Annotated in this window: 6 protein-coding genes and 1 pseudogene; 2 read left to right on the plus strand and 5 right to left on the minus strand. The window is 39.9% G+C overall.

The genetic code is table 11. The annotated features are described in order from the left end of the window. Positions 1-148: 148 nt before the first annotated feature. Both HT671_RS03655 and HT671_RS03660 read right to left on the minus strand, forming a co-directional pair. Entirely contained in the window at positions 149-6,550 is a 6,402-nt protein-coding gene (locus HT671_RS03655) for a ZmpA/ZmpB/ZmpC family metallo-endopeptidase (protein WP_172923048.1), read from the minus strand. Between the two features lie 238 nt (positions 6,551-6,788). Continuing rightward, on the minus strand, positions 6,789-7,967 hold the full coding sequence (locus tag HT671_RS03660) for a hypothetical protein (RefSeq protein WP_050262190.1): 1,179 nt from the start codon (positions 7,965-7,967) through the stop codon (positions 6,789-6,791). Positions 7,968-7,989: 22 nt separating this feature from the next. Between HT671_RS03660 and HT671_RS03665 the strand changes: the two genes are divergently transcribed. Next, positions 7,990-8,121 carry a hypothetical protein gene (locus HT671_RS03665; protein WP_000692919.1) on the plus strand — a complete coding sequence of 44 codons (132 nt, stop codon included), beginning with the start codon at positions 7,990-7,992 and terminating at the stop codon, positions 8,119-8,121. A 22-nt stretch (positions 8,122-8,143) separates the two neighbouring features. Here HT671_RS03665 and addA read toward each other — a convergent pair whose 3' ends face one another. From addA to HT671_RS03680, 3 genes and pseudogenes are all read right to left on the minus strand, one after another. Beyond that, positions 8,144-11,794, minus strand: a complete 3,651-nt coding sequence (gene addA / locus HT671_RS03670) for a helicase-exonuclease AddAB subunit AddA (protein ID WP_138703133.1) — start codon at positions 11,792-11,794, stop codon at positions 8,144-8,146. Then, complete coding sequence (gene rexB / locus HT671_RS03675; RefSeq protein WP_138703132.1) at positions 11,791-15,066, minus strand: ATP-dependent nuclease subunit B; 3,276 nt, start codon at positions 15,064-15,066, stop codon at positions 11,791-11,793. Before rexB ends, addA begins: the two co-directional genes overlap by 4 nt. A 197-nt stretch (positions 15,067-15,263) precedes the next feature. Then, positions 15,264-15,419: pseudogene (locus HT671_RS03680) on the minus strand (diacylglycerol kinase family lipid kinase); the annotation flags it as partial. A gap of 105 nt (positions 15,420-15,524) precedes the next feature. Between HT671_RS03680 and HT671_RS03685 the strand changes: the two are divergent. After that, entirely contained in the window at positions 15,525-15,884 is a 360-nt protein-coding gene (locus HT671_RS03685; protein WP_078929799.1) for a tyrosine-type recombinase/integrase, read from the plus strand. Positions 15,885-15,920: the final 36 nt, after the last annotated feature.

Genomic DNA, 15,920 nt, shown 5'->3' on the forward strand with positions numbered 1-15,920 from the left:
TCGTTATTGGGCGGTTACGGTGCAACCAAGACACTTCCGAGTAACACCGAACCAACAATACATTTTATTTTCCGAATGGAAAATTTATCTTTTTAATAATGACAATTCTAATTCTCTACATTCACTTTTTATTTCCTAATAGTAAACACTATTTTTTATTCTCAAAAATTGAACTTCTAAAATCATCAGTTTGGTCAAGATAAGCTTTAAAGATTGCTCTCTTCAACTTATGAACTGCACTGTCTGTTTCTGGATTATAGTTATACCAAGAATAACGATTATCTTCTGCATCCTTACGAACAGCTTGGTTCATCAATTCCTGTAATTCAGTCACGCTATTGATAGTTTTTGTTCCGCGAATATACCAAGGAATTGTTGGATCCTTAAATGACACTGTATTTAATTGTCCAAACTTTTCTTGGCGTTCTTTGTACATAGCTTGTTTGAATTCTGTCCAAGTTTTATATTGACCGTTAAATACTTTTTGAAGAACAAGTTCATCTGTCACCAATCCGCGTTCTTTACCATAAATAGTTATCTTTTTACCATTTTGTTTGGCTTCTTCTTCGTATTGGTTTGAGATATATGGTACCATACCATCTTTAAAGCCTTTAGCAGCTAGTAGTTCATAGGCTATACGACGTCCCATCAGGTCACCTGGTGTCCCGTCATCATTACTTAATGCTGCATAAATTGGTGCAAATAACTTAATAGTGAAGTAGCCATTTCTTTCGTATTCTTTAGACTTGTATTCACGTGCTGATAAGATATTGTTTGTAATCAAACTATCAAAGCTAGTCAATTTTTTGGCATCTTCTACTGTCAAATCTTTGACTACATTTGTTGCGTAAACCTTATTTCCATCTGCTGGATCTTTCACAAACTTGTTCTCAATTTTTCTAAGAGCATCCATTTTCTGATAATCAGTAAGTTTCTCTGTGATAGATTTACCTTCAAGATATTCTAGCATATAAATAACATCGAACATATTGTGGACGTAGTTCTGAAGATCTGTTGCGTATTTAAATCTCGTAGTTGGATCAAGTACTTGTAATCGTTGTCCTTCTGTACTATCCGATTTTGAATGTTTCAAGATCGAGTTGATGGTGATTGTCGCATCTTCTGGATGGTCTGGCGCTTGTAATAAGCCTTTGGCGAAGAACTCAGGTCCAAGTCCACTTCTTCTACCATAGCCACCAAGATAGATGTCCTGGTCTGAGTCATGTGTCATCTCATGCGTATAAGTAATGGCGCCGTCCTTGTCCAACATACGATACCCCATATAATAAACGGCATCACCTGTAGCATAAGCACCGTGTTGATTATGTCCAACCTTATTTCCAACAGGTCCAAAGAAATGTTTCATTGCAGGATTTGGACTATCAAAATCTGCTACTTCTGTAGCCTTTCCTTTAGTATAATCATTTCCGAATTTATAGGCATCATAAAGCAAGATATTTCGATAAAGCTTTTCACGCCCTTTATCATCTAAAATACGATACCAATAATCATAGTGATCTCGTTGACGCTCTGCTGTTTCGTGAGCACTCTTTTCAACAAACTTATTGAGCTTATCACCAGCCTTATAGTCACTATTGCGATAACGATCATAAGCACCAAATCCTAGACTAGAGATAGTCGAGATAACAAAGACTGATTTTTCTGGCAAGGTAAGTAGAGGCAGTACCATGTTACGGTATTTCCAGCTGTCGCTAGTGATTCGATCATAGACACCGATAGAGTACTTGCTACCAGCTTTTTCCTGGTTAGCCCTCACTTCTGGAATATTAGATTTTTCTTCAACGATATAAGCCTTGGTCTGTGATTTAAACCAGTCATTGTTAGTTTGAGTAGGTGCAAATGCTTTACGATAGCCTTCTAAAGCACTAAACAGGTCTTTTGTACCGTAGTTATTCGTCAGCAAGGCATTGTAAGTAACCACATTATTTTTTGCCAAGAGATTGTTGTAGCCAGATTTACCTAGTTCAATAATCGTATCAAGAGGAGAGGTATTTCCCTTACCAAAGAAATCCATATGGAACATAAGCAAATCTTTTGCGCTAGCCTTATCAAATTTGAAATCATACCAGCGTTCTAGATAGGTTAATCCTAGCATCAAGGCTTCTTTGTTTCGCTTGATTTTATCAACAATGTAATTGTCAATAGCACTATTATTTCCAGAAACAGCAGCATCAGCTGAAAGCAATTTTTTAAGAGTCTCAGTCAAGTGATCTTTTGTCTTAGTGAATTGCTCATCTAGATAGAGTTCTGTTAATTTAATATTATCAGAGATTCCTAACAAATTCTTAAGAGCAGTTGGATTATACTGTACTGTATTTAAGTCGTTTTTAACTCTGTCTATTATAGATGTGTAATCTTTTAGGAAAGCATTTGGTGTGTATACTAGACCTGTACTTCCAATAGTATACTCAGCCAGATTTGCAAAGTCATTATGGTAGGTTATGTTTACTTTCTCAGATGTTCCATCGTTGTAATGTAGTAATAAATGGTTGATAGAATTCTTGTTTGAAGTGATATCTGAGACTACTTCCTCATTTTTCATAGGGACAACAGATAACAGTTCTTTCTTATACAGGTTATGATCAGTTGATAATTGATTTCCATATTTCACAATGGTGTCTCTATTATAGAAAGGTAATAATTTTTCTATATTTTTATATGCAACTTTTCTTGTCTCCTGATAATGAGCTGCCTTGGTATAATCTACATCCTGTTTAGCAGAATTTGTGAAATCTTCCACTGTGACAGTGTGTTTTTTAGTAATCTTCTCTTTCTTAGCTTGAACTGCTGTTTTTTCAATCTCAGTACCACGTTCTACAGTGGAATCAACTGACATCACCTCATCATCAACTTGTTGAACATTGACTACTTTGTTTTCTTTATTACTATAGACATTTGTTTCCTTTATATTATTGAAGTGGTAACCAGAAATCGCATTCCCATTTGTAATATTCATATCGCTGAGAACATTATTCAAGTGGCCGGTATTATCATCTGTTCCACCTTCTTGCGTCCATAGGGAACCTGCAACTCCACCAACTCTAGCGAATGGTTTAGCATTATTTATTTCACCTTCAGTGTAACTATTTTTTACAGTTGCATTATTTTCTACGATACCTGCAATTCCACCAATGGTTTGGTTAGAATATTCTGCATTACTTGAAATGGTTACTGTTGAAATAGAATGGTCTACTACAGAATTAGATCCAGTTAATTGTCCTACTAAGCCACCAATTGCATACTGAGAGGTTGTAACAAAGGTATTTGTTATTCTTCCAGTGAAGCTACTATTTCTTACTGTAGAATTATCAACTTTTTGGACAAGTCCTCCGATACCTAGCTCACCAGCAATGATTCCATTTACGTGAACGTTATCTAAAGTTGAAGAATTTGTGGCTTCCTTAGCAACTGATGCGACATGATTCTTACCAGAAATATTGACATCTTTCAAGGTGAGATCCTGAATAGTAGCATTATTTAATGTATTAAATAACGGCTTTTTCAAATTATAGATAGCATAATGTTTACCTTGATGACTACCAATCAATTTCCCTGTAAAGTTATTTGTAACATAACTTTCTTGGTTTTCATTTAACTCAAACTCGCGAGCATTCATTGTTGCACCAAGTGTGAATGTTCCACTTGGTCTACTATTCATATCAGTTATTAATTTTTTAAATGATGTGTAGATAGGGCCATCGTTTTGAACAACTTTTGGAAGATAATAAGTAAAATTGTCTTGATATTGATTGTCTACAGATTGCTTCAAGTGTTCCAAGCTAGCTGTAATTTTATAGACTGCTTTACCGTCCTTTATAGTGTCCTCAATATTTGAAACTGGAAGTAGTATATCTTTAAATTTAGCTGATTTCACCTTAATGAAATAAGCAGATTTATTATCTGGTACTTTATCCAAGCTTGTATGCTGTTTTGACCGATCTCCTTCATAACTATAGAGCTCCACATCAGAAACACTTCTTAGTTCTATTGTTTTCTCTTGAACTTCTACTTTTTTATCAGGTTCTACTTCATTTTCTTGTTTAATTTCTTCGTTTCCATTTGAATTGGCTGTGTTTGATTCGGTTGAAACATCCTCAGTTGAATTTCCTTTTGGTTGTTCTGGTTCTGTTTGTCCGCTCTCTGTTGTTGCATTACCAGAATTTTCAGGTTTTGTTGAAGTTTCGTCTTTTGACTCATCTTTACTTGTTGCTTGACCATTCAAGGCTGCCGCTGCCGCAACTAAGTCATTCTTAGCTTTCTCAACTTCTGCTTGACTTGCATCTGGCTTAGCATCTACAGCTTTCGCTGCTTTAAGAGCTTCGTCGTAGGCAGTACGCTTAGCTTGGTCTGCATTCGTGTACTTGGCGTCAGCTTTTGTTGCAGCTTCTTTCGCAATTTCAGCTTTCAACTCATCTTTACTTGTTGCTTGACCATTCAAGGCTGCCGCTGCCGCAACTAAGTCATTCTTAGCTTTCTCAACTTCTGCTTGACTTGCATCTGGCTTAGCATCTACAGCTTTCGCTGCCGCAAGTGCTTGATCGTAGGCAGTACGCTTAGCTTGGTCTGCATTCTGATACTTGTCAGATTCTTTCGTGCCAGATTCTTTACCAAGCTCGGCATTCAAGGCAGACTTGTCGCTTGCCACTCCATCCAATTGACCTTTTGCATTCTCTACTGCTTGCTTAGCTGCATTCACCTCTGCTTGTGTAGCTCCTGCTTTTGCTAGAACTTTTTGAGCGGCTTCTAATGCTGCATCATAAGCTTTTTTCTTGTCTGCTGTTGCATTTTGATACTTAGCTGTCTCTTTGGTAGCTGTCGCATCTGTTGTTGCGGCTGTTCGTAATGGCTCTTTGTCAGTCCCTTGTCCATTCAAGGCTGCCGCAGCTGCCACTAGGTCATTCTTAGCTTGGTCAATCCCTGCTTGACTTGCACCTTCTTTAGCTGCTACAGCTTTCGCTGCCGCAAGTGCTTGATCGTAGGCAGTACGCTTAGCTTGGTCTGCATTCTGATACTTGTCAGATTCTTTCGTGCCAGATTCTTTACCAAGCTCGACATTCAACTCATCTTTTTCAGGTTTGTTTGTTTCTTCAACTGAGGTTGTCGAATTACTAGGATTACTGGACACTTCCCCAGTATTTTCGTTAGATGTATCTGGTGATACTTTCTCTGAATTCGTTGTTGATTCTTCTGCAGATTGAACTGGATTTTTTGCTCCTTGAGTTGAGGTTCCTTCTGTGGTGCCTTCATTTGGTTTTACTGGAACTTCTTCTACAGTTTTTTCTAGTTCTTGTTCTTTCGGCTTCTCGACTGGAGTTGCAGAATGAACTTCTGAAGCGTCTGTAGATTCTTCTTTAGTCTCTCCTGATTTTTCTCCTGACTTAGGAGTTGCATCTTCTCCTGAGTTTGTTGTTGATTCTTCTGCAGATTGAACTGGATTTTCTGCTCCTTGATTTGAGGTTCCTTCTGTAGTGCCTTCATTTGGTTTTACTGGAACTTCTTCTACAGTTTTTTCTGAAGTTTCATTTTTGGAGTCATTATTTTCTGGTTTATTTGACTCTCCAACTTTATTTGTATCACCTTGATTAGATTCAGTTGGTACTGTTTGCCCATTCTCTTCTGTTATTGCATTACCAGAATTTTCAGGTTTTGTTGAAGTTTCGTCTTTTGACTCATCTTTTTCAGGTTTGTTTGTTTCTTCAACTGAGGTTGTCGAATCACTAGGAATACTGGACATTTCCCCTGAGTTTTCTCCTGGCTTAGGAGTTGCATCAGCTACAGTTCCAACTTGTCCATCCCTAAATTCTGGAACAGCCTCATACTGTCCGTTAATCACTTGTATTTTTGATGGACTCTCTATAAAATTCGGTGCAATCGTATAATCTACCTTTTGTTGATCTATTGGAGTGGCTACTGATTTCTCTTGATTACTTACCTTAGAATCAGAAGTCGTTTTTCCCTCTTTGATATATCCAATATATGTGTAACCTGAAATCTCTTTAGGAAGAGGTAATTTTTCTCCAGAGGTCAATTCATAGTCCGTATTGTAATTCAGTAAAAGATTATTTTCTAAAGCATGGGCTGATACTAGAATACCGTTTCCTATCCCTGCCACCAATACTAAATGCAATACCGTTTTATTCTTAACTTTTTTCTTGGAAACAGCAAAAACTAAAATCCCCAGAGCTGCTAAGCTAGCACCAGCAACTAAGGCTTGCATCTCATTCTTGCTTCCAGTATTTGGTAATTCCGCCAGTTGATTTTGAGAATTTAACTTATAAACAAGATAATAAGTTTCATCATCATTCTCCACGTATGTCGGAATATCATATATAAGCTGCTTCTTTTCTTCTGATGATAGCTCTGACTCTGTCACATATTTATAGTGAACACCTTTGGTCTCTTGAGCTGCCACAGATGAACTAGCTAATACAGACATAAAAAACAAACTCGAAATCGTTGCAGATACAAGTCCTACTGATAATTTTCTAAATGAAAAACGTTCTTGTTTTTCACCAAAATACTTTTCCATTATTCCTCCTTGAAATAAAATTTTAAAAATATGTAAGCCTAACTTTTTTATATTAGTGTACTATCTATAAAAAAGGGAACATACTTTAATTATACTCTTTATTTAGCAAAAAGTCTTAAAATTGAGTTGCGTTTTCATACTTTTTTTATATATAAAATACCAAGTAGTAGTTTTGCAATTCCCTATTATTTTTTGGATAAAATGTAACCTACCATGAAATTTCCACGGCAGGTGTTACTCATATCACTAATCGTTCTAAAAATGGTTTGATGCAGTTGAGGAGAATTCCTTCTATCCAACTTTCTTGTGCTGAGGATAGATGTTCTGTCTGAAGGCTTTCTTTTAGAAAATCGCGGACTTGTTCTGGTGAGATTTCAAACTCAAAGGCTTTCATTTTATAGAAAAAGTCTAGCAGATGATCTGACAGATATTCAGTTGAAAAAGGCACTTCTCCGCTTTTTCGATATTCTAATAAGAGCCGAGCAAATCTGGCTTTTTCTTCAGGAAGCTCACGAAAATAGGAATTGAGGAGCCAGGTCTGCTTCTGCTTTCTTTCAATTGGATCCTGACTAGCAATTCGTTGGTCTTTTTCCAGCTCTTTTTGGTATTGTTTGGCCTTGATAGCCCGTTCTGTCCGATTTTTACCAAAAAGAATTTTCTCCCACTTTCGTTCTTCTTGAGTTAAGGTCTCTGTAAAGCCAAAGTAATCTTGATAGGCACGCTCTGCTGGGCCCATAGCTAGAACCAGATTGTCTGCATATTGCTTGGCGATTTTATCCCTCTTCTTGCGCTCTTTCTCTGCCTGGATACGGAGTTCTTGTTCGTAATCAATTTTATCTTTTCCTAGTTTGACAAGGTAGAGTTGGTCATCTGGTTTTCCAAGTAAAAAGGGCTTGATACACTTTTCAAGGACTTCTTCCATCCGAGCTTTTTTCTTTGGCTCCGCCTTGGTCCAACTTCCTCCTTGAAAGACTTCTAGGAAAAGCTGGTAGTCTCTCTCAGGTGCAAATTGATTGCCACGATTGGGTTTGAAAACATCTTTTTCCCAGAGCCATTTTAAAAGTCGCTCGTCAAAGTCACTTTTATTGACCTTGATTTTCTCCTTTTTATGGGCTTTTCTGGTCAGATTTTCAACCTTTCTGAGCAGTTTTTCTTCCTCTTCCAGTTGCTGGTCAAGGGACAATCGATGAAAATGACGAACACAGTCGCTACCAATTGGAAAGAGGCGTTGACCTGTGACACCGTTAAAGAGTTCGTAGGCGTACTTGATGGCATTTCCACAGACACAATTGCTACGGCCAATACCGTTAAAAATCAAGGAAACTTCATTCCATTCCTTGGTAGCTTGTTCCCAAGTATCCGCTTTTGAAGCCTGTAAAACTGCATCATACAGGGATTTTCTAACTGGAAGTGTCATGAGGTCTCCTTTCTAATATTCAATGAAAATCAAAGAGCAAACTAGGAAGCTAGCCGCAGGCTGCTTAAAACACAGCTTTGAGGTTGTAGATAAGACTGACGAAGTCAGCTCAAAACACAGTTTTGAGGTTGCAGATGAAGCTGACGTGGTTTGAAGAGATTTTCGAAGAGTATAAATTATACTTTTACAACTTGAACCTCGTCTTTACCGAGTAAAATCAAGTATTTTTCAATATTTTCAATCGAATAGGCTCGTGATAAAGCCTCTTCGTATAGAGCTAACTGACCACGATAGCGGTCTACGAGTTGACTTGGTTCATCATAGCGGTCTGTCTTGTAGTCGAACAGAACGATTCTATCCTCATAAAGCAGATAGCCGTCCAAGATTCCACGGACAACAAAGTCTTCCTGACTCTTTTGGTCTCGTTTGAGCATGGAGAAAGGTTGCTCGCGATAAAGATGGTTGGTATTAGCGATAATTTCCTGACCGAGTGCTGTGTCAAAGAAAGCAAGAATTTTAGCAAGATTGATCTTGTCTCTGACAGCTTGGCTAGTTTGAACTTGTTTGAGTGTTTCTGTTAGGCTAGCAAGCGTTGGTCTCTGGCTGAGATCCATTCTCTGCATGAGTTCGTGGGTAGCACTACCAATCTCAGCTCCTGTTATCTTTTCTTTGCTTGAAAAATCTGGTAAATCAAAACTAATTTTCTTGTCTACTGACTGGCCTTGACCTGCAATCTCGACACCTTCCATATCCATAACAGGTTCGTAGAATTTCTTGATTTGACTTGGGGTTTGAACACTAGGAAGTTCAATGGCTGCGCGGTGAAGAGTATTATAAATTTCCACTTCTTTCAGCATTTCAAGGGCTTCTTTGATGGTATCTGATTGACGATTGTCTGCTTGGGAGCTATCTTGTAGAAGGCTCTTGTTTTCCAATTCTCCGATGCTTTCTCTAGTCAGCTGATCTTCGCCAATAAAACGATAACTAAAGTTGAGCTTGTCCTTAGTAAACACTTTACTGATAGCCCAAAGCCAATCTTGGAAATTCCTTGCTTGCAGTCTAGTATTGCTGTTTAGTTTTCTATTTTTAGCTGCAGGAAATTCTTTGCCCTCCAGCTTTTCACGAGAACCCTTGCCGACAAGATAGAGCTTTTTCTCAGCCCGCGTCATAGCAACATACAGCAAACGCATCTGCTCAGAATAGCTTGCCAGCTGTAATTCCTCTTCGTTCTGCCTATAGGGCAGGCTAGGAATGGAGAGTTTGATGGTTTTAGGGTAGTAGGATTCCACTGCTCCTGTATCCATCTTGGCAATATACTTGACACCAAGCCCATTTTTACGGCTGAGAATGACTTCTGACATGCTGTCTTGCTTGTTGAAATCTTGATCCATATTGAGGATAAAGACGTAAGGAAACTCCAGCCCTTTACTCTTGTGGATGGTCATGAGCTCTACTGCATCTTTTGGCGGTGCGACGGCCACGCTTGCCAAATCGTGCTGGGCTTCTAAAACTTGGTCAATCATACGAATAAAACGCGACAAACCTTTGAAATTGCTCTTTTCAAATTGATCAGCTCGCAGAGCTAGGGCATAGAGATTGGCCTGTCTAGCAGGACCATTTGGCAAAGCCCCCACATAATCATAATAAAAACGGTCGTTGTAAATCTTCCAAATCAAGTCATAGAGGGAGTGGGTTTTGGCATACAGGCGCCAAGAAGCTAGGACATCCATGAATTGCTTTAGTTTCTCAGCTAGAGCCGTGTGAATCAAGCCTTTTTGACTACTTGCCATTTTTTGTGCATTGACCAGTTTTTCATAGAGATTTTCTTGGACTTTATCCTCTGCTTTCTGAAGGGACAAACGTGCTAACTCGTCCTCATCAAAGCCAAACATAGGAGACTTCATAAGGGCGACCAAGGCATAGTCTTGCAGGGGATTGTGAATGACACGAAGGGTTTCTAACATGACTTGCACTTCTAGGGATTGGAGATAATTGTTTTGCTCTCCGTCAGTTTTGACAGGAATCCCGTACTCAGACAGGGCGAGAAGAATCTGGTCATTACGACTGCGGCTGGAGGTCAGAAGGGCAATTTCTTTAAAGGCAACACCTTTTTCCTTATGGAGTTTAAGGATTTCCTTGATGACCAGGCGCATTTCACCAGTCAGTTTAGTGTCAGCTTGACTCTCTTCTTCCTCACCTGTATCGTCCTTGTCGTAGAGGAGGAATTCTGCCTTGTTGTCTGGATTGGGAGTCAGTTTGGTGTTGGCAAAAACAAGCTGGTGCATGTTATCATAGTTGATTTCGCCGACCTCTTGGTCCATAAGGCGTTCAAAAACATCATTGGTTGCTGACAGCACTTCTGAACTGCTACGGAAATTTTCCTTGAGGAGAATGAGCTTGCCATCTTTTGGATTTTGCGCATAGCGTTGGAACTTTTCATTGAAAATCTGCGGGTCTGCCTGACGGAAACGGTAGATAGATTGCTTGATATCCCCCACCATAAAGCGATTGTGGCCATTAGACAGCAATTCCAGCATTCGTTCTTGAATATGGTTGGTATCCTGATACTCATCGACCATGACTTCGTGGAAACGCTCCTGATAAGCTTCACGGACTTGCGGGAATTTCTCTAAAATCTCAATGGTGTAATGGCTGATATCAGCGAATTCAAAGGCATTTTCCTGACGTTTACGCTGACGATAAGCCTCCACAAAATCGCTCATAAAGGTTTGGAAGGTTTTAGCTAGTTTCCAAGTGTCTCCATGATAACGTTCTTGATAGTCGAGAATCGTTATCTGGTCTGACAGTTGTCCTAGTTTAGCAAACTGGGACTTTCTCTCTTCGTTGTAGGCATCGGCCAGTGGCTTCAAATCAGCCTTACGACTCGCATTGGTCAGAGCTCGGCCGTTTTTCTCTTTCGAAATTGCGACAACACGCGCAAGCACTGATTGAAAAGCCTTACTATCGGACTCTTGATTTAAGGAGCCAATTTCATCCAGAATCAACTGAACATTTTCTAAATAGGCAGCCTTTGCAAACTCCTTGGCATCGTTATCCAGATGATAACGGAAAAAGCTTTCCAAATCCCAAAGGGCTTGTTTGATTTGCTCAGTCAGTTTTTCTTTTTCATTGGTAAAATCAACCTCTTCAAAACCTTTGAGGAAAGATTCACTCAGCCACTTTTGAGGATTACTGGTGGATTGGAGGAAGTCATAAATTTTATAGACTTGCTGGCGCAGCCCCCGTTCATCTTTTCCACGTCCAACAAAGTTTTTCAGCAAATGACTAAAGGTCTCTTTCTGCTTACCTTGGTAATGGACTTCAAAGACCTCGTGGAAGACTTCGTTTTTTAGAAGGAGTTGCTCGCTTTGGTTTTGTAAAATACGGAAATTAGGCGCAATATCAAGCAGATAGCCATGTTTACCAAGGAATTTTTGTGTAAAAGAGTCCATGGTTCCGATGGCTGCGTTGGGTAGGTCTGCCAACTGGCGACCCAAGTGTTGTTTGAGGTCAACGTCATCGCTTTCTTGGATTTGTTGGCTGATTTTTTTCTCCAAGCGTTCTTTGAGTTCAGTCGCAGCCTTGACGGTAAAGGTTGAGATAAAGAGTTGAGAAATTTCGACACCACGCGCCAATTGGTCCAGAATACGCTCGGCCATGACAAAAGTCTTACCAGAACCAGCCGACGCTGAGACAAGGATATTTTGACCAGAAGTGTAGATAGCTTCGATTTGCTCGGCAGTTTTCTTTTGTTCCTTGCTCGAATTTGCTTCTGCTTCTTGCAGTTTTTGAATTTCCTCCTCAGTTAAAAAGGGAATAGGCTTCATCGATTCAACTCCTCTCTTATTTTTTCAAACCAATCTTGCTTGAGTTTTTCTCCGACCAGACGCTTGCCATCAGCTAGATCCAACTTTTCTAGGAAACGGGCTTGACCCAAGTGGTAATTGGCTTCAAAACCTGTGATGGATTGATGTTGCTGGACGTAGGGGGCAATGCTTCTGCCATTTTCGGTATAAGGATTAATGGCGAACTGGCCTGTTAAAATCTTCTCAGCTGCTTTCTTGTAAAGATGGGCATTGTAGTCCAGTAGGAGCTGGAATTCCTCATCTGTCAGCTGATTAGACTTGTTTTTATTGTAAAATTCGCCCAAATGACTGCTTTCTTTTTCTAAAAAGAGTCCTTGGTATTTCATAGACTTGCTGGCTTCTACTACTGCACCTGCCAAATTCTTAACGGTCAACAGAGATTGAACAGGTTCAGCCATTTCCAAGTACATGGCACCGAAAAAGTTCTGCTCCCCCTCTCTTTTTAGGGCAGCTAGGTAGGTTGGCAGTTGGGAATTAAGACCATTAAAGAAATGAGGAAATTGGAACTGGGTCAGACTAGACTTGTAGTCTACTACTCCTATCGCCCCATCAGCTTTCAATCGGTCAATGCGGTCAACCTTGCCTCGTACAAAGACACTGCGTCCATTGTCCAATTGAATAAAGGCCTGCTCTTTCCCACCGAAATTCGCCTCTTCTTTGATGGTTTCAATAGCTGGATTGTGACGGAGAATGTGGCCAGTCGTCCGTGCCACATCAAGCAAAACTTCCTTTGTAAACTGGGCTTCCAAACTTTCCTGATAAATAGCCTCAAATTCCCGTTCCTGACTGGTTTCTTGGATAGCCTGTTCCAAACGTTGGTCAAAGGAATCTTCGTCAGGCAACTGCAAGGCACGTTCAAAAATGCGGTGCAAGAAATTTCCGTGACTGCGGGCATCAGGACGCAGGCGTAATTCTTCTTGCAAGCCTAAAACGTAGCGAAGAAAATAACTGTATTCATTGCGATAAAACTCCGTCAAACCAGAGGTAGACAGGTAAAACTCCTGATCAGCAGGATAAAGAGCCTGCAAGGTATCCTTGGTCAAGGGCTTGCTGCTTGGACTTGTTGGAAGGGCAGGATTTGCAAGGCCTCTTTGGTCTAGTTTTTTACCCATGACACGTGCCAGAACCTTGACAAAGGTCAAATCTTGCTCCCTATCACTCGTCTCGCCCTGCTGGTGATAGGCAACCAGACTAGACAAAAGACTGTGATAGGACCCCATATCTTCCTTAGACAGCCATTTGTGATTCAACCTCTTCTCTCTCCGCCTAAATCCAAAATGGACTAGTTCTTGAAGATAGGCTGACTCCTTGCTTTCACTTTCATTAAAAAGGCTTGGAGCCGACAAAACTAATTGCTTACGGGCAGAATTGACCAAAGAAAGCATAGTGTAGCGATTTTTCTTGAGATTTTCACTGCTGGCAATTAGTAATTGAACGCCTTCTTCGGTCGCTTGGTTTATGTTTTGTCTTTCTTCATCTGTCAAAAGACTGGTATTTTGCGCGATTTTTGGTAAATTGTCCTGAGTCAGCCCAATGGCATAGACAAAGTCAGCAGTCAGTGGTGCAATCAAATCGTAACTCTGCACCAGAACGGTGTTCACTGTCGCTGGAATGGTACGGTATTGAGATAGACTCATTCCAGAATGAAGCAAGGCCAAGAAATCCTCCAGACTAACCTGTGAACCAGCAAAAACAGTCGCAAATTGTTCTAAAATATGGCAAAAGGCCTTCCAAACTTCGGCTTGTCTTTCCTGTTCTACAGCTTCCATAGTTGCTGTCAAATCTTGTAACTGCTTGGTCACAACTCCTTCTTTTAGAAAAGAGTTCCACTTTTGCAAGAGATTTTCAGCCTTTTGTTTTCGACTAGCAAAGAGGGTTTCAAGCGGTGTTAAAATACGCAGACGAAGGGCATTCAAACGCCCTAAATCAAATTTTCCATGGTGGGATTTGGTAAAGGTTTGCTGAAAGGCTGGCAAGCCATTGATACCAAGATAGCGGATATATTGCTCAAATGAGTCAATATCAGCTTGACTAAGGTCGGTATACAAACCTGTTCTGAGGAGATTAATCAAATCCTCCTGACGGAAACGATAGCGTTTTAAAGCCAAAATAGATTCGACAAACTGAGTTAAAGGGTGGTGGGCCATGGATTCGCTTTTGCCTAGATAGAAAGGAATCTGATACTGGTCAAAAATAGTTTTAAGAGATAATTGATAAGACGCTACATCCCCCAAGAGAATACGAAAATGCTTGTAACTCAGGTCTGAGTTCTCATGTAATTTCTGACGGATGCTACGGGCTACCAACTCCAACTCTTCCTTTTGCGTCAAACAAGACCAGATTTGTAAGTTTTCACGGTCCTTCTCATCGACATCCAAAGCGAGTTCTGAAAAGTCACAAGAAGACTCCAACAAACGAGAGGCCTTGTCAAAGCTATCCATCTTCTCATGAGTTTGAGAATAGTCCTGAGCAGGCGTTTGGTATTTAGAGGCCAGATGATGGAGAAACTCCACACTAGCTTGGTAGAGATTGCCCTCTCTAAAAGGACTGGCATAAGCTTTCTTACTAGCATAAGCCCCAATAACAATTTCAACTCCCTTGCCATGAAGTAGGTCCACAATTCGCTCTTCTTCGGCAGAAAAACGGGTAAAGTCGTCAATAACCAAGGCAATTTGAGTGAAATCACTACTTACCTTGTTATTCTCGATAGCCTCAATCAAATGGGACAACTGACTTCCCTGAGCCAACTGGCTTTGATTGAGATAAGCCGTTACCTTCTCAAAAATCAAGAGTAAATCGGCCCTCTTGTCCTCATCCGTCAAACTCTCCAAGTCCAAAAAACTCATTTGAGCAGTCGTCATCTCGTGGTACAATTCAATCAACTGCTGGATAAATTGAGGATCCTGCTTGATAGCGCCATAAACACGTAATTCCTTGGGATCGAGTTCCGCAAGGCATCTGTAAAAGACCATCCCAAGACCGATGTCATCTAGACTAGTCTTGGCAGGCAAGTCATTCAAGACTAGGTAACGAGCCATTTGAGCAAAGCGCGTGACGGTAATCGCAAAAGAAGCCTGCTGGGACAAGCATTCCAGCACGGCGCGTTCCTTTTCAAAAGAAAGAGAGTTGGGAGCGATGTAGAAGACTCGCTTGCCAGCAACAACTAGCTCCTCCGCCTCTCTGGTTAGAATTTCAGTCAAAGAAGTCCGAATATCAGTATAAAGTAATTTCATCTCTGCCTCGTTGGAATTTTTCATTACCCTATATTATACCATGATTAGTCTCGTAAATCTGTTAAAATATTTAGGCCATCCATTCTTTTCTTCATCATCTGCTAAATATTAAATACTTAGCTTTACTTGTATATAGAATAAATCTGCCTACTGAAAATCACATAATAAAAAAAGCCTCGGTAACAAGGCTTTGAGTTTTATGATTGTTTCTTAGGTACGGAATACACTTCAATGTGTTGTCCTAGTACCTTGATGTCGACTGGTAGATTATCTGATTTATCGCCATCGACATCCGACTCTAATTCGATATCAGAAGAAATTTTAATAGTACGCGCTTTTATATATTCAATATTCTTGATAGAATGATTGAACTATAGTAAATTGAAACTAGAATAGTACACCGTGGATGCTAAAATATTTCTAGAAATTAATTTGATTTCCCTAATCAAGCTGTTCGTATATTATTTCAACCTACTATAAATCGTCTAAGAGAAACAACCGATAAGAATTGGCACAAAAGCGACCGTATTTTTGTTACCAATACAGGAAAACCAGTTCATAGTTCCGTCTTGAGCAAGTCTCTCCAGCGAGCAAACGAACGCCTTAAAAAACCAATTCCCAAACATCTGTCCCCTCACATCTTCAGACACACCACTATTAGCATCTTAGCAGAAAATAAAATTCCTTTAAAAACAATCACGGACGGGGTTGGTCATTCCGACTCTGAAGTCACTACTTACATCTACACCCACGTCACAAAGAACATGAAAGATGAAGCAATCAATGTACTGGATAAAGTTATGAAAAAGATTTTTTAAAAAGTTTTGCCTCTCAAAATCGAGTAGGGGATAATC

The organism is Streptococcus sp. 2741, assembly GCF_013276315.1.
Lineage (GTDB): Bacteria > Bacillota > Bacilli > Lactobacillales > Streptococcaceae > Streptococcus > Streptococcus pseudopneumoniae.